Genomic DNA, 24,260 nt, shown 5'->3' on the forward strand with positions numbered 1-24,260 from the left:
ATGACAAAAAATAGAAAAACGAAACACCAAATGCTTACTATTTTAATATTGATAACTATTATTTTTTCAATTCTAAAATTAACAAATTTAATAAGCTGGAGCTGGTGGCTGGTATGTTCTCCATTAGTAATTCCGTTTGGTTCAGTTCTAATTTATTTGGTAACAGCAGGTTTGTTCTTTATGCTGAAACAATTAAAGTGAAAAAGAATTCGATTCTTAGTTTATGAACAAAATAGCTCTAAAATTGTCTCGAACGCAATTATTATTACTAATCAAGATCTTTAGTTCATTGAGTTCAAAACCACCTGATAACAGAAAATCGAAAGTTAGCAGATGTATTCTTGACCGGATAAATCTTAGAGTCAGGAAAATAGCAATTGCCTGCGAATGTAAATATGATGCTTTTAATTCTAACAAGAAAACAAATCTCAGTCTTGATTATGCAGAAGCTCATTATCTGGAAGAACTTTTGATTATTTATGCTGCGCTCTTGATTCAGGATGATTTTTTAGCCAGGAATGATTTGCAATTAATGATCACTTTTTTAAATCAAAAATTAGCTTAAAATGAATGAATCTGTTACTACATATAGAGCCAAAGGAAAAGAAATTGGACTCGTTTTTTTATTTAAATATGATTTGCAAGGTCATTTAAAATTATTTGAAATTGCAGAAGGAGAGCTAAACGAACAACAGATAAAATGGCTTTTCAGCACCCATTTTCCATCCAATGAAATTACAATGAAGACGGTTTGGATGAAAGAGAAGAAATATTTAAAAGTGTTTGAAATCGAAAAATCTGCTGCCAATTTATCCTTTGATGCGCTTTGGAATTTATACGCTAATAAAGTATCTAAATGGGATGCCGAAAAAGCATTTAACAAACTAAAAGAAAGTGACAAAATTAAATGCTTTTTAGCCATACCCGGATACAAAAAATATCTAGCTCAAAAAGGAACAGGAATAGCGCATCTTGCAACGTTTATTAACCGTCAATACTATAATGACGAATGGAATAAGGCTTGATTAATAGCTTAAAATTCCCTTTTCTAGAACTAAAAACACACGTTGTTCTAGTCAAAAAAATCGCCTTGCAGAATTAAAATGGTCTCTTTATCTTTGCCTTATGACTCGTAAAGAAAGACTTTTAGAAAGAAATAATTTAGTACGCAAACACTTTTATTCACTAATGGCAAAGAATCCTAAATGGAGAATTGATGCTGTTATTGAAGAGGTTGCGAAAAAAGCTTTTTTATCCTCTAGAACCGTTGATGCAATTGTAAATTATGAAGGAATTTACAATGATAATCTTAAAGATCCGGCAAAAAACAACAATCAGTTAAAAATGTTTTAAACGACGTTTAAATTGCATTTAAATATACTTTCAAAATTTACAAACCTCCTTATTCAGGAGGTTTTTTTATGCCTAAAAATTAAGATGCTTTTTTGTTCGAATACAAAGCATTGATTTTTCTACAGATAGTATTGCTGAATGATAATTTATAACTCAAAAAACCATCTACAGTATTGTCTGTTTCTTCATTAACCTGTAATAAAGGTGAAAATAAATCTCCCCTTAAGTATTGGAGTTTCTCAGATATTTTCTGAATTAAATTAAACTCCGCCAATTCGTCCGGATTTTCTACAGTTACATTAAGCTGCTCTGTCCAGCCATTTTTGCAATACAAAATAACTTCTGTAATGCAGTCTCCTTCTTGATTTCTTCCAGTCCTATTTTGCCAGGAAATACTTTGGATATCTACCAATGCAGCCGTCCAATAGACAGGATCTCCAGAAACTGGGTTAGAAAATTGCCTGCGTTGCAAATCGACTAATTCCAGTTCTGGAATTGTTTTTAGGGCCTGTTTTATTTTTACAAATAATTCGTTTCGTGGTGTCATTTCATTTTTTTTAAAGTGGTTAGTCTGCCTTCTTTTTAAAATCAAGGCACAACAATTCTAAGCTGTTTTTTTTACAGCTTTAATTACTAAATAAATAGGCTTGTAAAGTCTATGAATATTCTCCGTCAACATTTAGATTCCCGTCTTCATCAAGCTCAATATTGCTAATCTTCATACCGTCGTACTCCAGATTTTTTTTAGCTTCGATTAGAACGCTCATATAATTGTCGTCGTTTAACATTTGCAAAATACCTACTCCCAGTTCGGGAAACTCACGATATTCGCCCTTATTGGCAATCAAGATATGTTCTTGATGCAGGTTTTCTGAAAAACCAATCAAAAGGTCTCCATTTTGAAAACCTAAATCTCCATTTGTGTCTAATAATATATCATTCATGAGACAAAATTCGTCTTTAGATATGTATCATAAAATTTAATACCCAATGCTTGTATGAAATCTGTACAATGGTTGTATTCATTTCATACAAGCATTGGTGAGCTATTTTTTTTACCGCAGAAAAGCCCACAATTTTGCCTCAGAAATCAAACGGAAAAATTGCTTTTTTCAAGTAATATGCTCTAAAAGCATACTGGTAAAAAGTGACAGATCTGGAATAAAAAAAGCAAAGTGAGACAAATAAAGTATCTAGTCGTGCACTGCACAGCAACCTCGCAAAACACATCAATAAGTAGTATACAGAACTATTGGAAAAATCAATTGGGTTGGAGAATGCCAGGCTACCACTTTATTATAAAGCCAGATGGGCAGGTAGTTTCGTTATTACCGATAGAACAGGTTTCTAATGGCGTACAAGGGTTTAATCATGAAAGCATCAATATATCTTATGTAGGAGGAATTGATGAAAAAAACGCCCCAAAGGATAATCGGACACCTGCTCAAAAAGCTTCTTTGCTTCAATTGCTTTTGGAGTTAAAACAGAAATTTCCGAAAGCTATTATTCAAGGTCACCGCGATTTTCCAAACGTAAAAAAAGCATGCCCGAGTTTTGACGCTAAAAAAGAATATAAACATGTATAAAAAAACACTTTTGTTATCGGTGTTGATTTTTAGTTGTTTGTTGATTTCCTGCCGCACCACGCGGCAGGAAAATCAAAAAATCGAAAATCAGAGCCAAATAATATCTGAGAAAGTAGTGGTCTATAAGGATACTACAGTGTATGCGCCAAGAGCAGAAACAGAACTTAGAATTCCTTTATCAGACTTGGTTGCAAAAAGCCAGTTGAAAACAGAACAACAGCCCATTTTCTATGTTCAGAAAAATGCTCAGGCAAAGGTTAAATTAAGAATTGTACACGATACGATTTCAATAACAGCCACCTGCGATAGTTTGGCAATAATTGCCAGAATAAAGAATGAGTTTAAAAAAGAGAGTACAACCAATAGTAAAAGCAACACTATTGAAAGCAAACAAAAAACGGGATATTCCTTTATACATCTCTTAATTGCTTTTTTACTCGGATTTGCATTTTGTTATATAATTAAATTTTTTAAAATAGTATGAGTTTACCAAATATAAAATTCAACATCTCTAGCAAGGGGCTAGGGTTGTTACAATCAGACATTCAAAAAGTACCAGGATTGGTATTAACGGGAGTTACAGTTGCAGGAACCGGAAAGGTTGCTGTGGGCAGTTCGTATCAGATTTTTTCGCTTGATGAAGCAGTAAATCTGGGTATCGAAGAGACAGGAGCAAATGCTTTTGCTTACAAGCATATTAAAGCATTTTATGACGAAGCCAAAAAAGGAGCAGAACTTTGGTTCATGCTTGTTTTATCTACCATTACAATGGAAGAAATGGCCGATTTGACAAAACCTTATGCAAAAAAATTATTAGCTGATGCATCTGGAAAAATTAGAGTTTTAGGACTTCTTAAAAAATCAGGAACAACTGAAACAATCACAAACGGATTAGATGCAGATGTTGCACTTGCCGTTGCAAAAGCACAAGCTTTAAACGAAGATTATGCAGACAGATATTTCCCTGTTCGTACTATTATCTCGGGTAACAAATTCTCTGGAGTCGTTGCCGATTTAAAAGATTACACTACTGCCGATTTCAACAAAGTATCTATTTTATTGGCTAACACAGATGGATCTAAAGAGGCTTCTGTTGGTTTAGCTTTAGGAAGAATTGCCAGTATTCCGTCTCAAAGAAAAATCTCTCGTGTAAAAGACGGTCCGGTAGAAAACTTTAATGCTTATTTTACTAACGGATCAACTGCAGAAAGTCTGGATACATCATGGGATGCTATTCACAATAAAGGCTACATCTTCTTGCGCAGTTTTGCTAACCGTTCTGGTTATTATTTTACAAGTGATACAACTTTGACATCGCCGACAGATGATTTTAACACTTTGTCTAGAGGTTTAGTAATGGATGAAGCGGTTCTTATTGCTTACGATACGCTTGTAGACGAGTTATCAGATGAAATTCCGGTAACAGAATCTGGCAAAATTCATCCGGTTACGATTAAATCATGGCAGAATGCTATCGAAAGACAAATCAACGGCTTAATGGTCGAAAATGGAAAACTTTCTGGCGTGAAAGCTTTCATTGATGAAAATCAAAACGTATTGGTTACAAACAACCTTGACATCTCTTTACAATTACTGCCAGTAGGTTATAGCGATTATATTACTGTAAACATTGGATTCACAACAAATTTAGAATAAAAATATGAGCACATTTAGCAGCAAGCAATATGCTTGGTCAGACGTTTCCATTTCAATTGGAGGCAGAATTATAGAAGGAATTACAGAAGTAGAATACACTGTTAAACAGGAAAAAGAAACCTTAAGAGGACGCGGTAATAACCCGCACAAAGTAACTCGTGGTAATAAATCCTACGAAGGTAAAATTACGATTTGGCAAAGCGAACTTGAAGCGATGGTTTTAAGCGCTCCAAACTTTGATATCCTGGACTTAACTTTTGATATTATTGTTTCTTATGTCCCTTCTGATGGAGGAAAAACAGTAATCGATGTTTTATCCGGATGCGAATTTACAGAAACTAAGAAAAGCATGAAACAAGGCGACAAAAACATGGTGGTTGAATTACCAATTGTTTTTTTAGGAGTAAAAGCGCAGCAATAATTTAAACCAACCAGCCAGCCAAATCACCTCAAATAATTTGGCTGGTTAAACAAACAGACAATGAAACAACAGATTAAACAAGAACAGATTAACGAGTGGAAAGAGAAATATGGTCAGATTTATGAGCTTCCTGTAGAAGATAAAGTAGCTTATTTACGAGAACCAAAAATGACCACTTTCAAACATGCTTTTAGCGCAATGCAAAAAGATGGAGAAATGACTTTTGGAGAAGTTATGCTAAATGAACTGTTTATTGGTGGAGACGAAGAAATTAAAACGAATGATGAATACTTTTTTGCAGCTCGTAAAGAGCTTACAGGCTTTTTCAATTTTGATGATGCAGAAATCAGTTCAGAAGGCAGTAACTCTGTTATCGTAATTGGGGAAGAACAATGTACTGTTAGAGTAATTACCCGTCAAGACATTAAAATTGCCGAAAAGAAAAATCCATCAGGAAAACCATTTGTAACACAAGAGAAATTATTCGAAATGATCTGCATCAAGAAAAATGATGTTTTCAATGATCGTGAAAATGCTTCCATTAGATTTCCTCTTTATCAAGCAATAGAGAAACTCCAAAACAAAAAAGTGGCAACGCTAAAAAAGCTTTAAAAGAGGCTATTGTCGATACCGATGATACCTCTTCCTTTACTATCGCAGAAAATATTAACATTCGATTATTTGATGCTTATTTAAAATTTTACATGCACATTCCTAAACCTCATAAGCTGAGTGATGAAAATTGGGCAGAGGAAATACAGAATTTGCATTTTATCAGAACCAAAGAAAAAGAAACCTCTCAAGCACAATCATGAACGCCTACGACTATATTTTAAACATGCAAGATAATGCCAGCGGTCCAATTTTAGCCGTAGCGCAATCCGTTGGAATTACAATAAACCAGGTAACGGTTTTGAACAATTCTTTTCAGCAAATCGAAAACTCGGTAAGAGATCTTGGTGAAGAAATTAAAGAAACTAATTCAATAATGGATTTCCTTGAATCTGGTCTCAATACCGTTAAGGATAAAATAAAAGGGGCTTTTTCTTTGGATTCAATTATTGAATTTGGTAAAGAAGTTTTTAATGCCAGAGTCGCCTACGAAAAGCTAAACGGAATTAAGGGCGGAGTAAGTGATGAATTTGAAAAACTAAAAGCTGCTCAGGGAGAATTTGCCGCCGCTTGGAATACTTTTCTTGTTTCACTTGGCGGAGATACAGCCAATTCATTTAAAGGATTTATTTCAATTCTAGAAAAAGGACTGTCTTTTTTAACACAACAGCTTCCTATCATTTCAATGGCTTTTAGTGTCTTGTGGACTTTTGTCGAACCTGTTGTAACGGTAATACGAGATTTAAGCATGGGACTGCTCGATTTAATTATTGGTATTACAGAATCTAAATCGGCAATGATTATGGTTGGAGGTATTCTTCTGGCTTTAGGAGTCAATTTTTTACTGGCAAATATTCAGGCATATGCTTTTAGTGCCGCATTGGGAATATTAGAAGGAGTAATCTGGTTAGTTGAAGCTGCATCAGCGGCGTGGAATTTTGTTTTAAACATGAATCCGATATCATTCGTAATTATTGGAATTGCGGCATTGATTGCAATAATCTACGCATTATGGAATAGATTCGAGTCAGTTCGTGGCACTATAATGGGGGTTTGGGAAGTCATGAAAGGTTTCGGTACGATGATAAAAAATTATGTCATTAATCGTTTTCATGAGTTGTTGTCTGGAATTACAGGAATAGGGCAGGCGTTACTCGCTTTTTTTAGCGGTGATTTTAAGAAAGCATGGGAAATAGGTAAAAAAGCGGCTACCGATTTAATGGGCGTTAATTCAAAAAAACAACTCCTTGAAGATGGTATTAATGCAGGAAAAAGCTATGGCGTAGGTTACGAAAAAGGAGTTAAAATGACTACTGCTTCAAAAGTGGCCGGTAAAAGCGAAATTGCTCAAAAAAACCCGCAGAGTCAGGCAAAAATCCAGCAGAAAACACTGTTAGGAGAAACAAATCTATCGATTATAAATAACCGAACAGCAAAAACTCAAAAAGCAGTAAAAGCCAGTAATTCTGGAACAACAGATTCAATTGTTTCAGGAGGTTCAAAGTCTACCAATATTATAATTAACATCCAAAAATTACAGGATGATACTAAGATTTACGTAGAATCATCTGAAAAAGGAATCAGTAATATGGGCGAAAAGGTTCAAGAAATGCTTTTAAGAGCCGTGAATAGTGTAAATCAAATGCAAACAGCAGGATAATGGCAGAATTTAATTTAAAAGAACTTACAGCAAGGACATTTTTGGACTATGTTGGTCCAGCATATCCGGGTTTTTTATACGATGTGAGTGTTAAAAACGGTAAACTGAAAATAAAAAAGAATGGCAAAAAAATAGATCTCAATGCTATTAATGCAGCGAGTTTTTCAGGAGGAAAATACTTTTTGACAGTTACACTGACTCATAAAGGAACTGATTATGAATTGCCAAATGAACCATTAATCTCACTTGGTTTAAGTAAGACTATTGTTGAAACAGCTACAGTAGGAAAATCTAGAAGAGGAACAGTAAAAGAATATATCAATACAGAGGATTATACGATTTCTATAAAAGGAATTTGTTTCAATGAAGAAGATCCTAGTGCATATCCTTCACAGCAAGTGAGTTTGTTACGAAGCATGGTTGAAATAAACGAAGCTTTGGAGATAAAAAACAATCCTTTCTTTACATTATTTGGCATTGGAAAATTGGTAATCAAAGATATTCAGTTTGAAGATATGATGGGGCAGGGCGGTATGCAGAAATACGTTATTTCGGCTATAAGCGATCAAGATTTTTATGCAGATTTAGATGAGAAAAACAAAGGGAAAAGCGAACTATTAAAAACCTCTTAAAATGTATGTACTTGAAAGTAAGATTGTGTTTTCGCGAAGTGGTAAAGGCTCAGAGGAATTGAGTTATACTTTTAATGCAGTACATGATATCGAAATAACAAAATCTGTAGATGAATTGAGCGATACAGCAGTTATAAAATTACCTGCCAAATTCAAAATAAAGCAGAACGGTTCGGAAAAATTTACAGAAGAAGCATTAAAAGTTGAAGATAAAGTAACTATCACTCTGGGGTATGAAGGGAAAAGCTCAAATGTAGAGTTTGTTGGATATATAAAAAAAATAAGCCCAAAGATTCCTTTAGAAATTCATTGTGAAGATGCCATGTGGAAGCTTCGAAGAAAGAATATAAGCAAAAGCTGGGAAAAAGAAGTTTCACTCCAGGAGATCTTAAAAGAAATAGTAAGCAGTACCGATATTGAACTCAATAATCATAGTGAGCTGACTTCGTTTAAGCTGGACAAATGGATTATTGATGGAAATGGAGCACAGGCACTCGAAAAATTGAAACAAAATTTTGGTTTTGCTTCTTTCATTACTGATGATGGTAAACTGCATTGCGGTCTAGAAGAATTGACAAATATTGGTCAGGCAGCGACTTATGATCTAAACCTCAATCTGGTCGAAAAGAATTTGGAATACAAAACCATAGAAGACCGAAAAATTTTGGTGAAGTACACTTATATAAATCCCAAGACTAATAAACGAACAGTTGTTGAGGTAGGAGATAAGGATGGAGAACAAAGAACTTTTACAACTTCAACAGTTTCAGAAGAAGCTAAACTAAAAGAACTCGCATTAAAAGAACTCAATAAGCTGAAATATAACGGGTATAATGGAGATATAACTAGTTTTTTAATTCCATATGCTACCAGAGGAATGAAAGCTAATTTAATAGATAAAGATAAAGAGGAAGGTAAAGAGGAAGGTAAAGATCGGAATGAAAGCTATTTTATCAACAAAGTAGTGACCACTTTTGGGTTGAATGGAGCGAGAAGAAAAATAAGTATAAGAAATAAATTGTGATGGAAAAAGATTTGCAGGATGCTTTTAGAAGGCTAAAAAAAAGAGAAGTGGACACCTTCATTGCAGATGTTATTTCTGTAGATAAAGGCAAAGGAACTTGTAAGATCTCAGACGGAAAACTCGAATACTTTGATGTACAATTGGCTTCGATAATAAACGAAAGCAACCAAAAATTTTACTTGTTTCCCAAAGAAAAGAGTTCTGTAATTGTTAGTCCAATAAATGAAGACCTGCATAGATTATATGTTGAAGCTTATTCAGAAATAGAAAGTTTAAGTCTTGCAATTGATAAAGTGGAGTTTCAAATCGATAAAGAAGGTTTTTTGCTGAAAAAGGAAAATGAGAATCTAAAAAAGCTCATGGCTGATCTTATAAAAGCGATCAAAAACTTAAAATTCACGACCAACAACGGCCCCACAATAAATTTAATAAACATTGCTGATTTTACAGCTCTTGAAGATCGTTTCAATCAGTTTTTAAAAGATTAAAGATGCTAAACCCAGATAGATTAAAAAACAAGATTCGTGCAGCATTTGAAGCTGAACAAAGCGAAGAGAAAGATCATAATGCCAGTTTAGACAGAATATCTTCAAAACTGGCCAATGCGATTGTGGAGGAAATTAAAAATGCCAAAATCGAATATCAAGCCGGACTTATAGCTCCAAACGGAACTGTAACCGGAACAATAATTCACACGATTAGTTAATAATGAATGAACTCATAATTGCATTAAGCGGATTACTAACAGCTGGAGGAACAGGCTATTTTAGCTTCTTATTTGCTAAAAGCAAGTACAAACAAGAAGTAGAAAAGCTAAAAATGGAGGTGTTTCAGGCTAAACAATTTGCTGAAACTACTGCGATCGAAAACGATGTTAAACTTTCAGGACATTATAAAGAAATTTTAGATGATCTGAAAAACCGCTACGAATCACGTTACAAAGAGTTTGAAGAAATGATGAACAGAAAAGTTTTGCTTCTGGAAGAAGAACTCAAACTGAAAGATCGAAAAATCAAACTACAGCAGCAGGAGATTAACGAATTAAAAAAAGAAAACAGAATATTACGTAACCATGCAAGAAACAGTATTACATAACCAATCGTTAATAGATTTTACCCTGCATCATTGCGGTACCATCGAAAGTATTGTTGCAATGGCTGTTGCAAACAATTTTAGTGTAACTGAAGAAATGCAGTCTAAAAGCATTTTAGAAATACCTGCCGATATTATTAAAGACTCGGATATTGTGAATTTTTATGTCAATAAAAAACACATTCCGGCATTTAATTATACAGCGCCGGCTTCTTTAGATAAAGAAGGAATTGGAGAAATGATAATAGAAAAAACATTTATAGTAAGATAAAAAATGGCAAGAAGTATATCAGAAATACAAAAGGAAATGGTTGATGCTATAAGCAAAAGCCAAAATCTTTCAGGAGAACTCACTTTAATTACATCAACAAGTAAAGCGTCTATCGCTAGATTATTGACTTTTATTGTTGCTACGGCAATATGGACTTTGGAAGTCTTTTTTGACCAGCATACAAAAGAAATCGATGAAAAACTAGCCAATCAAAAATCGGGAACTTTGCCCTGGTATCGTACTATGGCTTTGAGATTTCAAGAAGGATTTGATTTAGTAACAGATCGTGATTATTTTGAAAATGGAGATGCTGAGGCTCAAGAAATCGAAGACTCTAAAATCATTAAATACGCCGCAGTAGCTGAATCTGCTGAAGCAAGCAGGGTAATTATTAAAATAGCCGGAGAAACCGACCAAAAACTATCTCCAATTACCCAAGATCAAAAAGCAAGTTTTGAGGCTTATATGAAGGAAATCAAATGGGCAGGAGTTGAGGTTACAGTTATCAATTACAAACCAGATAAGCTGCGATTAGAAATACAGATCAAACGTGATGCTTTAGTACTAAACAATAAAGGGATGAGTATTAAAAATGCAAATTATCCTGTAGAAGAAGCTCTTTTAGAACACATGAAAGAATTGCCTTTTGATGGTGATTTAAGATTATCTGCCATTGTTGATAAATTACAAAAAGTTCCTGGTGTTTTGGATGCAACAATTAAAAGTGCCAGCAGTGCATGGATTAATCCTGATCTTAACGATTATGACCAGCCACAGCCTATTCTTATTTCGACAGTACCAGTGAGCGGTTATTTTGAAATAGAAACATTTGAAAATATTGAATATGTGGTATAGTATAGATTATAATCGGTTAGGCTCTCTACTCTTGCCCACTTTTCTGCGAAAAAAGAATTTGATGGAATTTGTCCAGACTTTGCTTCTGCCCATAGATTCTCTTTATTACTTCTGGAAAAATTGGAGAATAGACAACATCATTAAACTTGAACATTCCGGGCAGATCTGCTATTTGCGAAAAATATTAAATGACGAATTTGATCCTATTGAGAAAAGAATACGTGTAGAGTCTGGCAACTTATATGAAACCACTTATATCTATACGGCAGGAGAAGAAAAAGAGGTCTCTTTATATACAGAGACAGAGAATAACCCAATATGGCTAAGAGCAGATTCCGAAACAGCAGATTCAGGATTAGATTTTATTGTCTGGGTTCCCGTAGGTGTTTATGATGCATCTTACTTCAAGTTACTTTCACTAATTAATTTTTACAAAGCAGGCGGTAAACGCTATAATATTATAATAAATGAATAAATCAAATTTTAATCAAACAGGTGGTTATCCATTAACAACTGAACGATTACAAGAGCTTCAGACAGCTCATGAAATCTTTAACTCTTTTGGAAGTCTTGCAGGGAATTATACTATTATTTCCGGCTGTAATCTTATCGGTTCTATTGTACAAAATGGCTTTGTATTTATTAATGGTGAATTATTAGAATTCAGACAAGCAGCGGTTACGCCAACATCAACAGTTATCATTATTGAAACTCCAGTAATGAAATCGTTTGAAAATGGTAATCAAAAACAAGTGCATACTATTCGCTATGCTACTTTTGGTACTGCCGAAGTTTCGTGGCCATGGAGCTCTTTCAGAAGACCTATCGAAACAAAAGAAATTGCTCCGGTATTAGATCAAAAAGCAGATAAGGTTACAACAGATAATCTACAGGCAAATAAAGTCGATAAAAGTGTTCTTACGCTTTTGGATAACCGTGTAAAAGTTCTGGAAGGTCTGTTAACTGCTTCAGGAGCTCCGATTATTAAAATTGACTATGCTTCGGAACAAACTGTAACTAGTAACGCAGGAGGTAATGGATTTAATGATTATACAAGAAATTATGTATATGTGTATCCTCCATTTGGTTACACTATGCAGCACTTAAAAGGCTTTTTGGCTTCAATGGCTGAAATTAAATATAATGGAGATGTTGATTCTAATGACAGTCTTTGGTGTAAACATAGAACAGACTCAAGTAAAGTGACTGTTATCTGTGGAGGTTCAGAAGTGCGTGAAGCTGTAAAAGTAAACTATTTAGCAATTTGGATTAAATAATTGATAACATGACAGATATAAATACTATTTTAAGCTGGTTTAAAACAGGTTTAAAACCCACACAAGCACAATTTTGGGCATCATGGCAATCGTTTTGGCATAAAGATGAACAAATACCACAAAGTAATATTGCCAATTTATCGGCAACTTTAAACGCAAAAGTTGAAAAAGCTCAATTTGATGCACATACATCAGATCTAAACGCGCATCCAACTATTCTGGTAAACGCCAAATTTATTCCAAAAGAGAAATTTATTGTTTTCAAAAATCCAGAAAACTCAGATCCTTCAAATGCTTTTATACTGGAAGTAAATGACATGGTTATTGGCTATGTTGGAACGAGCTGGATAACTGGAAATTATGTTGGAGGAGATATTACAGAATTGGGAAGCTTCGATGTTTACACAACAATTTAATTTTTAAAATATGAAACAAATATTCTTATTTTTATTGTTGGCAGTAACGTTCAATATTACTGCTCAAAAAACATACTCTATAGAGAAACCATTACAATTAAATACCGTTAACGAAGGAGCTAAATCTGATAGCGTTTTGGTTAGAGGGGTTGATAAAGTGGTAAAATTTATTCCGAGAAGTGAGTTTGGAGGTGCAGATAATAATACATTACTTCATACTACAGGAAATGAAACAAAAAATGGTACTTTAAATTTAGTCACTTCTGACATTTTACCAAACGCTACCGCACTAAACGCACTATCTCCTTTGACTATTGTAGGTGGAAAAGGAGGTAATAATACAAATACTGCAGGAACTGTAATAGCAGGAAATGCAGCCAATATTTCTATCAAAACAGGATGGGGCGGATCTGTATCAGGCGTAGCAGGCACAGGAGTTTCTGGAAATGGGGGTGATATAATCCTTCTGTCTGGAGACGGTGGAGTAGCTACAGGTACAGGAACTTTGTTTCCTGGCAAAGGCGGAGATTTAAGTTTACAGGCAGGAAGTTCTAGAGGAGGAACAGCAGGAATGGCTGAACTAAAAGGGGGGAATAATGATAAATTGGGAGCAAAAGGCGGCAATGTTCATTTAATTGCTGGCTGGGGGAATAATAGTTTTAACAGTAATCTAGCTTATGATGGAACTATTTTTCTTGGTGTTAGCCAGCCAGGAGTTGTAAGAGGAAATACAGTTATAGGAAACGCTGTAGATGATCGAACAAATAAACTTCAAGTCACAGGATCTTCTAAATTCTCGGGAATAGTTACTGCAGACTCGTTTGTAAAAGCTGAAGGGACATCGTCTCAGTTTTTAAAAGCAGACGGCAGCGTAGATTCTAATTCCTATGCATCTTTGACAAGTCCTGCATTTGCAGGTATTCCAACTGCTCCTACTCCGTTAATAAATAATAATAGTACCCAAATAGCAACGACGGCTTATGTATCTTCTCTTGTAGCCGGAACTAATATTCAAAATGTTAATCTTAATAGTCCACAGACTATCTACGGAGCAAAAACATTTGCTGAAAAAGTTGTGATAAGCGGGATTAATAAGTATTTGGAATTTCCTTCTGGAGGATTAGTTAATGGAGCATATATTACCCCAACAATTGGAGCGTATAATGGATATTTTTCAATTGCAGGAAGCGGAGGATCAAGCTCTCCTGTGATGATTAAAACACCAAATAGTGCTACAACAAATTTATATGAGTTTCCAGATGCTAGTGGCGTTATCGCTATTACTTTAAATGCTTCTGCAACTTTAGATTTTCCAAATACAAATCCAGGATCAACTTCAGATTTGACAGTTACAGTATCAGGTGCAGTTATAGGAGATGTAGTTTCTGTAGGTGTTCCCGCTGGCTCTGTGCAATCTAATGCTCAATATACAGCATTTGTTAATGCTGCAAATTCAGTAACTGTACGATTTAGTAATTTACAAGCTTCAGCATCGCAGGATCCAGCTTCTGGAATATTTAAAGTAAAAGTCTTTAAATAATTATAATTCTGTGTTTTAAATGGTATTTGTTGGTTTATTGTATTTAGTAAACCAGCAATTACTATAAAAACTCACTTAAAAGCAAATTAGTAGCAATATTAATTTAATCAATCTTAACAAATGAAAGAGACCGTAAAAATACAATCGGATGAAATTCAGTCATCAGCAGCCGGTTACAATATTAATAAAGCTTTAAAACTAAACAGAGTAGAACAAGGCGAATCGACTGATAATGTCTTGGTTCATAGTACAGAAAATGAAGTAAAATTTATTGCAAGAAATGAACTTGTTGGAGGATCTCAGAATTTTCAGGAAGTGGTGAGTAAAAGCGCTGATAATGCAGATGGATTAGCTGTTGCTTCATTGGAAGATCCTTCAGATGTATCAAAAAAAGCATCTTTTTCAGTAGGCAAAACGGATGATGAAAATATGGGAGCGGTAATTTCATCATCAGCTTCCGCTTCTACAGCAAGTTATATTACTGAAAACGGTAAGATAAAAGCAGTTCAATCTAATACTGACGGAACTTTAAAAACAGAGTTAAAAATGCAAGAACCAACTGTTCTTGCATCTGTATACGTACCAGCTCCAACGGTTGCCGGCGATTATGTTTTAGCAACAACACAAGATGTCACATTGGATAAAGCGGCAGATGCAGGAGCTATTATAACAGACAAAACAGTTGAATTTTTAAGTACAGAAAGTGATTCTAAAACCTCAATTGACAGTCAAAATATATCTGTTTTAGGGTATGGCTTTACTGGTGGTAGATCTTCTTCTCCTCCTGAAAGTAAAATCGTAATTGATAAAAAGAGTGTTTGGATTTCAGAAAAAGTGCCTTTTGGAAATGAAGGAGGTGAAGCTGATCGTACTGAAAATGACGAAGACCAAGAATTTGTAGGATACCAGCAAAATGACATATATTTCGATAAATTTGATATTGCCATATACAATGAAGTTGCCTATGGTCCTGATTACTCTGAGTATAATTCTATAGGGATGAACGGATCTGAGTGGAATTTCTATGCTCGGCAAGGGAATAATGGTTTTAGAGCAACCCCTTTTTCCTTTGGTTTTTCTGAAGGAGAGCATAATGTATCATTCATGTTAGATAGTCCAATAAATCAAACTACTCAAATTAGATTCAATCCACTGGGAGGTACAGTTGCCTACGAAAATTCTTTTAAAACAATCAACGGGAAAAGCATCTTAGGAAGCGGAGATTTGGTTATAGGAGGCTCTTCTGCAGCGTCTAATCTTCAAGATGTATTGAATACGGGAAAAGTAAGCACAACAACAGGACAGAATATTCACTTTCAGCTTAGAAGCCAGTTTTATGATGGAGGGCCATATCATGACATGATTTTCAAAAGAAACTCAATTAGAGCTGAATTTGATAACGGTGGATATGTTTTTGATGAAAATGGAATTTACTCAATCAGAGATTTATATTCTGCAGGATTTGGATATCAGGGATTTTCACTAACAAGTAATGGACTGTATTTAAAGACTAATCCAATCGGTGGAAACGCTATAATTAAATCAGATAATTTAAGCACTAATACAATACTTCAATTACCTGGAACCATCGAAGTAAATGGAGTGCTAACTTTAGCCAGTACTAAAGATATAGAGGCTTATGTAGGTTCAAGAACCGTTAATAGCTCAACGACCACTCCGTTAACATCCGCTACTCTAAATGAAACGTATCCAGCTGCAACAGCAGGATTTAGAGTTATGGCATTAAACATTCCATCGGATAAAGTAATCTATGAAAAAACAGCTGCAGGCTGGATTAAAACATCTGTTTCTTTCGTATAAATATGACTTGAAAAGAATAAGCTGAAAAACACAATATTTATGAATAAATTTTTAAATCTCATATTAGGTACAACCGATATTCCTACTTACTTAGCAGGATTATTTTTTGCTTTAATTGGCTTGGCTTTTTATTATAAAAGTAAAATTGCCAAACGCGATAAATCGTCCAGTAATACACCATATTATTTCTCTATATCCTTTTTTACTCAGGATAATTTAGTAGAGCTTGTTTTTTCAATTATGGCAATTTTTTTAGCACTCCGCTTTTCTGTAGAATATTTTGGTGCAGAACTGACAATGTTTTATGCGCTTGGAATTGGATGGACTTTACCAAAAGTTATAGCCTTCATGTACAAAATACAAGATAAAGCTAGGGAATAAAAAAATCTAGTACTCTTACATCTTAAACTATCAGAATTAATTGCGATAGTTTAAGGTGTTTTTTATTTATAAAAAACAGTTTTTTTTAAGGAAATTTTGATTTACGAAAAAGGAAGTTTTGTTTTTTTGATTATATCTTTCCCCACTATATTATTCCAAAGTGTGTCAAAATGAAATTCAGAATTACTTCATAATATTCAGCATAGTGTTTTAGTATGAAATATAATCTTCCAGTTTTAATAATTGGATATAATTAACGGCATATGTTTATGAACTTAATAAAATTAACAAGCATTGCAATGTCTTTTTTTGTTTAAAGTTTATAATTGTAGGTGAAATCTTTAATTTAATTTTTATTTTTTAATTATTAAGTTATTTGTTGTCAGTAATTTAAGGAAAAAATGAAAAAAAAATGAAAAAATAATCATAAAAAACCTTGTAGATCCTGATAAACTGACTACTTTTGCACCCGCTTTGAGATACAGGCGGAGATAGAAAGAAATACACGTTCGTAGACATATTGAATTGACAGCCGTTCTGAAAGAGATTTCAGAACAGAAAAGAATAAGAGTAATAGAATCGTAAGATTCGGAAAGAACCGATAGATAAGGCATCGCATAAATAATATAAAAATATACGATGAAGAGTTTGATCCTGGCTCAGGATGAACGCTAGCGGCAGGCTTAACACATGCAAGTCGAGGGGTATGCATCTTCGGGTGCAGAGACCGGCGCACGGGTGCGTAACGCGTATGCAATCTGCCTTTCACAGAGGGATAGCCCAGAGAAATTTGGATTAATACCTCATAGTATAGTGAGTTGGCATCAACACACTATTAAAGTCACAACGGTGAAAGATGAGCATGCGTCCCATTAGCTAGTTGGTAAGGTAACGGCTTACCAAGGCAACGATGGGTAGGGGTCCTGAGAGGGAGATCCCCCACACTGGTACTGAGACACGGACCAGACTCCTACGGGAGGCAGCAGTGAGGAATATTGGTCAATGGGCGCAAGCCTGAACCAGCCATGCCGCGTGCAGGATGACGGTCCTATGGATTGTAAACTGCTTTTGTACGAGAAGAAACACCTCTACGTGTAGAGGCTTGACGGTATCGTAAGAATAAGGATCGGCTAACTCCGTGCCAGCAGCCGCGGTAATACGGAGGATCCAAGCGTTATCCGGAATCATTGGGTTTAAAGGGTCCGTAGGCGGTCCTGTAAGTCAGTGGTGAAAGCCCATCGCTCAACGATGGAACGGCCATTGATACTGCAGGACTTGAATTATCAGGAAGTAACTAGAATATGTAGTGTAGCGGTGAAATGCTTAGAGATTACATGGAATACCAATTGCGAAGGCAGGTTACTACTGATGGATTGACGCTGATGGACGAAAGCGTGGGTAGCGAACAGGATTAGATACCCTGGTAGTCCACGCCGTAAACGATGGATACTAGCTGTTGGGGGCAACTTCAGTGGCTAAGCGAAAGTGATAAGTATCCCACCTGGGGAGTACGAACGCAAGTTTGAAACTCAAAGGAATTGACGGGGGCCCGCACAAGCGGTGGAGCATGTGGTTTAATTCGATGATACGCGAGGAACCTTACCAAGGCTTAAATGCAGACTGACCGTTTTGGAAACAGAACTTTCGCAAGACAGTCTACAAGGTGCTGCATGGTTGTCGTCAGCTCGTGCCGTGAGGTGTCAGGTTAAGTCCTATAACGAGCGCAACCCCTGTTGTTAGTTGCCAGCGAGTCAAGTCGGGAACTCTAACAAGACTGCCAGTGCAAACTGTGAGGAAGGTGGGGATGACGTCAAATCATCACGGCCCTTACGCCTTGGGCTACACACGTGCTACAATGGCCGGTACAGAGAGCAGCCACTGGGCGACCAGGAGCGAATCTATAAAGCCGGTCACAGTTCGGATCGGAGTCTGCAACTCGACTCCGTGAAGCTGGAATCGCTAGTAATCGGATATCAGCCATGATCCGGTGAATACGTTCCCGGGCCTTGTACACACCGCCCGTCAAGCCATGGAAGCTGGGGGTGCCTGAAGTCGGTGACCGCAAGGAGCTGCCTAGGGTAAAACTGGTAACTAGGGCTAAGTCGTAACAAGGTAGCCGTACCGGAAGGTGCGGCTGGAACACCTCCTTTCTAGAGCCCTGACCGTTAGCATTGATGCACGTCAGGGAAATAAGATGCCTTAAATAAGGTTTTGGATTTAAGATTGTATTACTCTTGCTGTTAATTTAAAAAAATGATAAAACTTAAGTAAAACAGAGTCTCGTAGCTCAGCTGGTTAGAGTACTACACTGATAATGTAGGGGTCGGCAGTTCGAGTCTGCCCGGGACTACTATTTGGCTTAGGAAAAGGAAATTTTAGAGGTTGAGTTGCACTTTTAGTGAACCGTTTTGAACTGTTAACTGAAAACTGTTAACTGCATACTGAAAAAACGGGGGATTAGCTCAGCTGGCTAGAGCGCCTGCCTTGCACGCAGGAGGCCAACGGTTCGACTCCGTTATTCTCCACGAATTTACTCAGAGAAGTAAATAAAAGTTCATTGACATATTGAGATAAGAAAATAATAAGAAAGTAGAAAGCGTTTTTATTAGCAATAATAAAAACAAAAAAAACGGTCCTGTTTTAATTAACAGGATTGGTACAATAAGCAAAATAAGGGCGCATGGGGGATGCCTAGGCTCTCAGAGGCGATGAAGGACGTGATAAGCTGCGAAAAGCTGCGGGGACTGGCACACACAGACTGATCCGCAGATATCCGAATGGGGCAACCCGCTATATTGAAGATATAGCACACCGATAGGTGGGCAAACCCGCTGAACTGAAACATCTAAGTAGGCGGAGGAGAAGAAAACAAAAGTGATTCCGTAAGTAGTGGCGAGCGAACGCGGATTAGCCCAAACCATCCATGTTACGGCATGGGTGGGGTTGTAGGACTGCGCTACTTCATGCACAAGGAACCGGAAGTTTCTGGAAAGGAACGCCGTAGAGGGTGACAGCCCCGTATGGGCAACAAGTGTAATGGACAGCAGTATCCTGAGTAGGGCGGGGCACGTGAAACCCTGTCTGAATTCGGCGGGACCATCCGCTAAGGCTAAATACTCCTGAGAGACCGATAGTGAACCAGTACCGTGAGGGAAAGGTGAAAAGAACCGTGAATAACGGAGTGAAATAGATCCTGAAACCATGCGCTTACAAGCGGTCGGAGCCCTTAAGTGGGGTGACGGCGTGCCTTTTGCATAATGAGCCTACGAGTTAACGTTGCCGGCAAGGATAAGTACTTCAGGTATGGATCCGCAGCGAAAGCGAGTCTGAATAGGGCGCTTTAGTCGGCAGTGTTAGACGCGAAACCGTGTGATCTACCCATGGGCAGGTTGAAGCTGTGGTAACACACAGTGGAGGACCGAACCGGTTGACGTTGAAAAGTCTTCGGATGACCTGTGGGTAGGGGTGAAAGGCCAATCAAACTCGGAAATAGCTCGTACTCCCCGAAATGCATTTAGGTGCAGCGCTGGACATAGTTATACAGAGGTAGAGCTACTGATTGGATGCGGGGGCTTCACCGCCTACCAATTCCTGACAAACTCCGAATGCTGTATAATGTTTGCCAGCAGTGAGGGCTTGGGTGCTAAGGTCCAAGTCCGAGAGGGAAAGAACCCAGACCATCAGCTAAGGTCCCCAAATATATGTTAAGTTGAAAGAACGAGGTTTGTCTGCCCAGACAGCTAGGATGTTGGCTTGGAAGCAGCCATTCATTTAAAGAGTGCGTAACAGCTCACTAGTCGAGCGGACGAGCATGGATAATAATCGGGCATAAACATATTACCGAAGCTATGGATTTGCAGTTTACTGCAAGTGGTAGGGGAGCATTCTGACAGGGCAGAAGGTGTGCCGTAAGGTATGCTGGACCGGTCAGAAAAGAAAATGTAGGCATAAGTAACGATAATGCGGGCGAGAAACCCGCACACCGAAAAACTAAGGTTTCCACAGCTATGCTAATCAGCTGTGGGTTAGTCTGGACCTAAGGCGAACCCGAAAGGGACAGTCGATGGCCGACGGGTTAATATTCCCGTACTACTAATTACTGTGATGGGGTGACGGAGTGATGAAAGCGCCGCGGACTGACGGAATAGTTCGTTGAAGTACCTAGCTATAAGACCTGTAGGCAAATCCGCAGGTTTTGGTGAAATACGATAGTACTCGGAGTCTTCGGACAAAGAGATAGTGCGCCTAAGGGCTTCCAAGAAAAACCTCTAAACTTCAGGTAATTAGTACCAGTACCGTAAACCGACACAGGTAGTTGAGGAGAGAATCCTAAGGTGCTCGAGAGATTCATGGCTAAGGAATTAGGCAAAATAGACCTGTAACTTCGGGAGAAAGGTCGCCACGCTCAGGCGTGGCCGCAGTGAAGAGGTCCAGGCGACTGTTTATCAAAAACACAGGGCTCTGCAAAATCGTAAGATGAAGTATAGGGCCTGACACCTGCCCGGTGCTGGAAGGTTAAGAGGAGATGTTATCTTCGGAGAAGCATTGAATTGAAGCCCCAGTAAACGGCGGCCGTAACTATAACGGTCCTAAGGTAGCGAAATTCCTTGTCGGGTAAGTTCCGACCTGCACGAATGGTGTAACGATCTGGACACTGTCTCAGCCATGAGCTCGGTGAAATTGTAGTAACGGTGAAGATGCCGTTTACCCGCAGTGGGACGAAAAGACCCTGTGCACCTTTACTATAGCTTAGTATTGACCTTGGATAAATGATGTGTAGGATAGGTTGGAGACTTTGAAGGGGCGTCGCCAGGCGCTCTGGAGTCATTGTTGAAATACAACCCTTTGTTTATCTGAGGCCTAACCCCGAGTATCGGGGGACATTGCTTGGTGGGTAGTTTGACTGGGGTGGTCGCCTCCAAAAGAGTAACGGAGGCTTCTAAAGGTTCCCTCAGTACGCTTGGTAACCGTGCGTAGAGTGCAATGGCATAAGGGAGCTTGACTGAGAGACATACAGGTCGATCAGGTACGAAAGTAGAGCATAGTGATCCGGTGGTTCCGCATGGAAGGGCCATCGCTCAAAGGATAAAAGGTACGCCGGGGATAACAGGCTGATCTCCCCCAAGAGCTCATATCGACGGGGGGGTTTGGCACCTCGATGTCGGCTCGTCACATCCTGGGGCTGGAGAAGGTCCCAAGGGTTGGGCTGTTCGCCCATTAAAGTGGCACGCGAGCTGGGTTCAGAACGTCGTGAGACAGTTCGGTCTCTATCTACTGCGGGCGTTAGAAATTTGAGTGGATCTGATTCTAGTACGAGAGGACCGAATTGGACAAACCGCTGGTGTATCTGTTGTCCCGCCAGGGGCACCGCAGAGTAGCTACGTTTGGAAGGGATAAGCGCTGAAAGCATATAAGCGCGAAACCCACCACAAGATGAGATTTCTTTTAAGGATCGTGGAAGATGACCACGTTGATAGGCTATAGATGTAAAGGCAGTAATGTCATAGTCGAGTAGTACTAATAATCCGTAAGCTTATGTACATAATTTTTCTCTCCCGTCCCAGACGGGAGAGAAGGAACTTTCTTAAAAAACTTATGTTTCTTTATCTCAGTATGTTAAAATATTGTCCGCACGCGGAAGGTAATTAGATATTAATTACTGAAAACCTTAAGGTGGTTATTGCGGCGGGGCTCACCTCTTCCCATCCCGAACAGAGAAGTTAAGCCCGCCTGCGCAGATGGTACTGCATCATTGTGGGAGAGTATGTCGCCGCCTTTCTTTTGAAAACCCTGTTTCTTACGAAACGGGGTTTTTTGTTTATAATACTTTTTTATTTTTTGCGCAGAGAACGGTTTTGAATTTCTTTTAATCCATTGCCCTAAAAAAACTCTCTAAATCTGGATGCGTCAGCCATGGAGTCGGAATCTTTTGATTTTGTGCAACGGCCAATACATTTTCTTCATCGTTGCTCATTAGAAGCTGTTCAAATGACCTGCTATTTATCTGTCGTTCCAGCTCGCATGATGTCTAATTGTTTTTAACGAGATAAAGAGGGATCAGAACCTAAGTTCTGCATCACGCTCTTATACTGCATTTTCCGATATTTTTTACCTGTCGCGCCACGATTCTGCCACGAACTTTAAAATACGCTAATCTGCGTTGTAATGTCTTGTTTTTTAATAATTTATAACTCTATTTTTTTAATATGGCAAAAATACATTTTTTTATAATATAATCAATTTCTGATACACTTATTTGCATTTGTGTTTAATGCGAATAGATTATTACAGCTACTTACGATATTTTACTGTTCACCTAATTATATGCTTTTGAATATAAAAAAGCATATAATTTTAAAAATATATGCTTTAGCATATAATGAAAATTTACTTTAATAATAGCATTAAGATACTTTGAATGCGGCGGCCATTAATTCTTGTTCTGCTCTAGAGATTCCAATTTTTTGCGCAATGACTTTCCAAGTGCTTACGGCCTCAATAACTTCATTTATGATTTTATCCATTTGGCTGTTATCTAGCCTAAAATATTCTCCAACACTTATTGCAAGATTAAAATCAAGCTCGTTGTTGTGAGTATCAATATTCAAGGCAAGACCATCCTTATCTATTGAGGGATTAATATCATAGGCTGGAGATAGTGTCCAACCTTCGTTAGTTAATATGAATCCATGATTTCTAAGGTGGTCATCAGTGTTAGAAACAGCAATATTAAAAATAATCCTGCGCCATAGCTGCTGTAAGTTTTTATTAATATTCACTCCATAGTTTTGAATAAAATCAGCAATGTCAAGATAGCTCGGTGTATTATCGCGAATTGTATCTTCACTATTAGAAGTCATCGTCATTGCCGACGCAAAATGTATTCTTTGTTCTTTTTCCCGATCGAAACGCTTTGTGAAAAAAGTGTTGTACTTTCCGGCAATCTTCTCTATTTTGCTTGCCGCCATATTTATGCCCGCTTTAAGTGCTAGTTCATAGGCAAGCATTTCCCATGCTCCCTTATCAATCGTATCATTTTTTGAAGGGAATTTTGCTATCCAGAGCTCCTTATTCTCATCAAGAATATTAGCTTTTGGCCTGGCTCCTCCAAGAGAAGAGCCTGGAGCCATGAGAACAGAGAGCCATTTTTGGATCTCTTTGTTATCATCGTCATTCTCCAGCATTTTTGCGGCGTTCTGAAGTTCACGAATGGAAGACCATGGTGGAGTAGGGCTTGTATTATTATTGTCTAAAAATGGTCCGTCGGGCTCAGTCTTAAAACGCAACGCTCCCATGCGGCTTTCATCGTAAACACCAAGAAGATAATCTATATCGTAAAGTGTCCGTGGTTTTTCTCCATTCTCTTTTGCCTGCTGGCTGACTCGTCTTTTCATTAGTGTTCGCCCCCATGTATCTGGCATACTGTCAAGGAAAATTCCAAAGTTTTCTTTATCACTTGGGAATTGTGGACCTGAATAAAACTGAATATCCGGATCAAAAAGCATCTGATCTTTTGATTTAATCCATGTTCTGTCGTATTCAAAGCTGAATGATTTTTTGCCTTTGGCAAAATGTGCCGACAGGATGCCTGTTAACTCAGGTTCCTGCATACCTATCCAGTGTGCGTAAACATATATGTCGAATTTGTTCTGTGCCATCTCTT

General features: G+C 37.5%; 26 protein-coding genes, 2 tRNA genes and 3 rRNA genes. 28 read left to right on the forward strand and 3 right to left on the reverse strand.

Annotated features, from left to right (window positions below; translation table 11 throughout):
* From P2W65_RS11105 to P2W65_RS11120, 4 genes are all read left to right on the forward strand, one after another.
* Nucleotides 1–201 carry a hypothetical protein gene (locus tag P2W65_RS11105; RefSeq protein ID WP_289665556.1) on the forward strand — a complete coding sequence of 67 codons (201 nt, stop codon included), beginning with the start codon at nt 1–3 and terminating at the stop codon, nt 199–201.
* An 88-nt stretch (nt 202–289) separates the two neighbouring features.
* Nucleotides 290–565 (forward strand): hypothetical protein, encoded by a 276-nt coding sequence (locus tag P2W65_RS11110; RefSeq protein WP_289665557.1) that lies wholly within the window; start codon nt 290–292, stop codon nt 563–565.
* A 1-nt stretch (nt 566) separates the two neighbouring features.
* The gene (locus tag P2W65_RS11115; protein WP_289665558.1) at nt 567–1,025 is read left to right on the forward strand and encodes an LvrA C-terminal domain-related protein; all 459 of its coding nucleotides are present in this window, start codon (nt 567–569) and stop codon (nt 1,023–1,025) included.
* 163 nt (nt 1,026–1,188) lie between these two features.
* Nucleotides 1,189–1,353, forward strand: a complete 165-nt coding sequence (locus P2W65_RS11120; RefSeq protein WP_353511553.1) for a hypothetical protein — start codon at nt 1,189–1,191, stop codon at nt 1,351–1,353.
* Nucleotides 1,354–1,432: 79 nt separating this feature from the next.
* Here the strand turns inward: P2W65_RS11120 and P2W65_RS11125 are convergent, their stop codons facing one another.
* Nucleotides 1,433–1,900, reverse strand: coding sequence for a hypothetical protein (locus P2W65_RS11125; protein ID WP_289665562.1), 468 nt, complete (start codon nt 1,898–1,900; stop codon nt 1,433–1,435).
* A gap of 109 nt (nt 1,901–2,009) precedes the next feature.
* Entirely contained in the window at nt 2,010–2,297 is a 288-nt protein-coding gene (locus P2W65_RS11130; protein WP_289665564.1) for an oxidase, read from the reverse strand.
* Nucleotides 2,298–2,528: 231 nt separating this feature from the next.
* On the opposite strand from P2W65_RS11130, the gene P2W65_RS11135 reads away from it, so the two are divergent.
* From P2W65_RS11135 to rrf, 24 genes are all read left to right on the forward strand, one after another.
* On the forward strand, nt 2,529–2,939 hold the full coding sequence (locus P2W65_RS11135) for an N-acetylmuramoyl-L-alanine amidase (RefSeq protein ID WP_434783359.1): 411 nt from the start codon (nt 2,529–2,531) through the stop codon (nt 2,937–2,939).
* Entirely contained in the window at nt 2,932–3,423 is a 492-nt protein-coding gene (locus tag P2W65_RS11140; protein ID WP_289665565.1) for a hypothetical protein, read from the forward strand. Before P2W65_RS11135 ends, P2W65_RS11140 begins: the two co-directional genes overlap by 8 nt.
* Complete coding sequence (locus tag P2W65_RS11145; protein WP_289665566.1) at nt 3,420–4,595, forward strand: DUF2586 family protein; 1,176 nt, start codon at nt 3,420–3,422, stop codon at nt 4,593–4,595. Before P2W65_RS11140 ends, P2W65_RS11145 begins: the two co-directional genes overlap by 4 nt.
* Before the next feature lie 4 nt (nt 4,596–4,599).
* Complete coding sequence (locus P2W65_RS11150) at nt 4,600–5,016, forward strand: hypothetical protein (RefSeq protein WP_289665567.1); 417 nt, start codon at nt 4,600–4,602, stop codon at nt 5,014–5,016.
* 60 nt (nt 5,017–5,076) lie between these two features.
* Complete coding sequence (locus P2W65_RS11155) at nt 5,077–5,628, forward strand: hypothetical protein (protein ID WP_289665569.1); 552 nt, start codon at nt 5,077–5,079, stop codon at nt 5,626–5,628.
* Between the two features lie 199 nt (nt 5,629–5,827).
* Entirely contained in the window at nt 5,828–7,288 is a 1,461-nt protein-coding gene (locus P2W65_RS11160; RefSeq protein ID WP_289665570.1) for a phage tail tape measure protein, read from the forward strand.
* On the forward strand, nt 7,288–7,920 hold the full coding sequence (locus P2W65_RS11165) for a DUF6046 domain-containing protein (RefSeq protein WP_289665572.1): 633 nt from the start codon (nt 7,288–7,290) through the stop codon (nt 7,918–7,920). The genes P2W65_RS11160 and P2W65_RS11165 overlap by 1 nt, the downstream gene beginning before the upstream one ends.
* 1 nt (nt 7,921) lies before the next feature.
* Nucleotides 7,922–8,944: a late control protein gene (locus P2W65_RS11170; RefSeq protein WP_289665573.1), complete on the forward strand. Its 1,023-nt coding sequence runs from the start codon at nt 7,922–7,924 to the stop codon at nt 8,942–8,944.
* Nucleotides 8,944–9,432, forward strand: a complete 489-nt coding sequence (locus P2W65_RS11175) for a hypothetical protein (RefSeq protein WP_289665575.1) — start codon at nt 8,944–8,946, stop codon at nt 9,430–9,432. Before P2W65_RS11170 ends, P2W65_RS11175 begins: the two co-directional genes overlap by 1 nt.
* 2 nt (nt 9,433–9,434) lie before the next feature.
* Complete coding sequence (locus P2W65_RS11180; protein WP_289665577.1) at nt 9,435–9,650, forward strand: hypothetical protein; 216 nt, start codon at nt 9,435–9,437, stop codon at nt 9,648–9,650.
* 2 nt (nt 9,651–9,652) lie between these two features.
* Complete coding sequence (locus P2W65_RS11185) at nt 9,653–10,039, forward strand: hypothetical protein (RefSeq protein WP_289665579.1); 387 nt, start codon at nt 9,653–9,655, stop codon at nt 10,037–10,039.
* A complete protein-coding gene (locus P2W65_RS11190) occupies nt 10,017–10,307 on the forward strand; it encodes a hypothetical protein (RefSeq protein ID WP_289665581.1) in 291 nt (96 codons plus the stop codon). The genes P2W65_RS11185 and P2W65_RS11190 overlap by 23 nt, the downstream gene beginning before the upstream one ends.
* A 3-nt stretch (nt 10,308–10,310) precedes the next feature.
* Nucleotides 10,311–11,162, forward strand: a complete 852-nt coding sequence (locus tag P2W65_RS11195) for a nucleotidyltransferase (RefSeq protein WP_289665583.1) — start codon at nt 10,311–10,313, stop codon at nt 11,160–11,162.
* A 61-nt stretch (nt 11,163–11,223) separates the two neighbouring features.
* Nucleotides 11,224–11,637: a hypothetical protein gene (locus P2W65_RS11200; RefSeq protein WP_289665585.1), complete on the forward strand. Its 414-nt coding sequence runs from the start codon at nt 11,224–11,226 to the stop codon at nt 11,635–11,637.
* Entirely contained in the window at nt 11,630–12,439 is an 810-nt protein-coding gene (locus P2W65_RS11205; protein ID WP_289665587.1) for a hypothetical protein, read from the forward strand. The genes P2W65_RS11200 and P2W65_RS11205 overlap by 8 nt, the downstream gene beginning before the upstream one ends.
* Before the next feature lie 8 nt (nt 12,440–12,447).
* Complete coding sequence (locus P2W65_RS11210; protein ID WP_289665589.1) at nt 12,448–12,855, forward strand: hypothetical protein; 408 nt, start codon at nt 12,448–12,450, stop codon at nt 12,853–12,855.
* A 10-nt stretch (nt 12,856–12,865) separates the two neighbouring features.
* The gene (locus P2W65_RS11215; protein ID WP_289665591.1) at nt 12,866–14,395 is read left to right on the forward strand and encodes a hypothetical protein; all 1,530 of its coding nucleotides are present in this window, start codon (nt 12,866–12,868) and stop codon (nt 14,393–14,395) included.
* Between the two features lie 120 nt (nt 14,396–14,515).
* Complete coding sequence (locus P2W65_RS11220; RefSeq protein ID WP_289665593.1) at nt 14,516–16,216, forward strand: hypothetical protein; 1,701 nt, start codon at nt 14,516–14,518, stop codon at nt 16,214–16,216.
* Between the two features lie 39 nt (nt 16,217–16,255).
* A complete protein-coding gene (locus P2W65_RS11225; RefSeq protein WP_289665595.1) occupies nt 16,256–16,597 on the forward strand; it encodes a hypothetical protein in 342 nt (113 codons plus the stop codon).
* Between the two features lie 636 nt (nt 16,598–17,233).
* A 16S ribosomal RNA gene (locus tag P2W65_RS11230) occupies nt 17,234–18,747 on the forward strand.
* 126 nt (nt 18,748–18,873) lie between these two features.
* A tRNA-Ile gene (locus P2W65_RS11235) sits at nt 18,874–18,947 on the forward strand.
* A gap of 101 nt (nt 18,948–19,048) precedes the next feature.
* Nucleotides 19,049–19,122: transfer RNA gene (locus P2W65_RS11240), tRNA-Ala, on the forward strand.
* A gap of 134 nt (nt 19,123–19,256) precedes the next feature.
* Nucleotides 19,257–22,138 (forward strand): 23S ribosomal RNA (locus P2W65_RS11245).
* A gap of 128 nt (nt 22,139–22,266) precedes the next feature.
* Nucleotides 22,267–22,376, forward strand: a 5S ribosomal RNA gene (gene rrf / locus P2W65_RS11250).
* Together the 16S, 23S and 5S rRNA genes with 2 tRNA genes alongside form the textbook arrangement of a ribosomal RNA operon.
* A 625-nt stretch (nt 22,377–23,001) precedes the next feature.
* Here the strand turns inward: rrf and P2W65_RS11255 are convergent.
* Nucleotides 23,002–24,255, reverse strand: a complete 1,254-nt coding sequence (locus P2W65_RS11255) for a type II toxin-antitoxin system HipA family toxin (protein WP_289665597.1) — start codon at nt 24,253–24,255, stop codon at nt 23,002–23,004.
* Between the last annotated feature and the right edge of the window lie 5 nt (nt 24,256–24,260).

Source organism: Flavobacterium panacagri (genome assembly GCF_030378165.1).
In the GTDB taxonomy this organism is placed as follows: Bacteria; Bacteroidota; Bacteroidia; order Flavobacteriales; family Flavobacteriaceae; genus Flavobacterium; species Flavobacterium panacagri.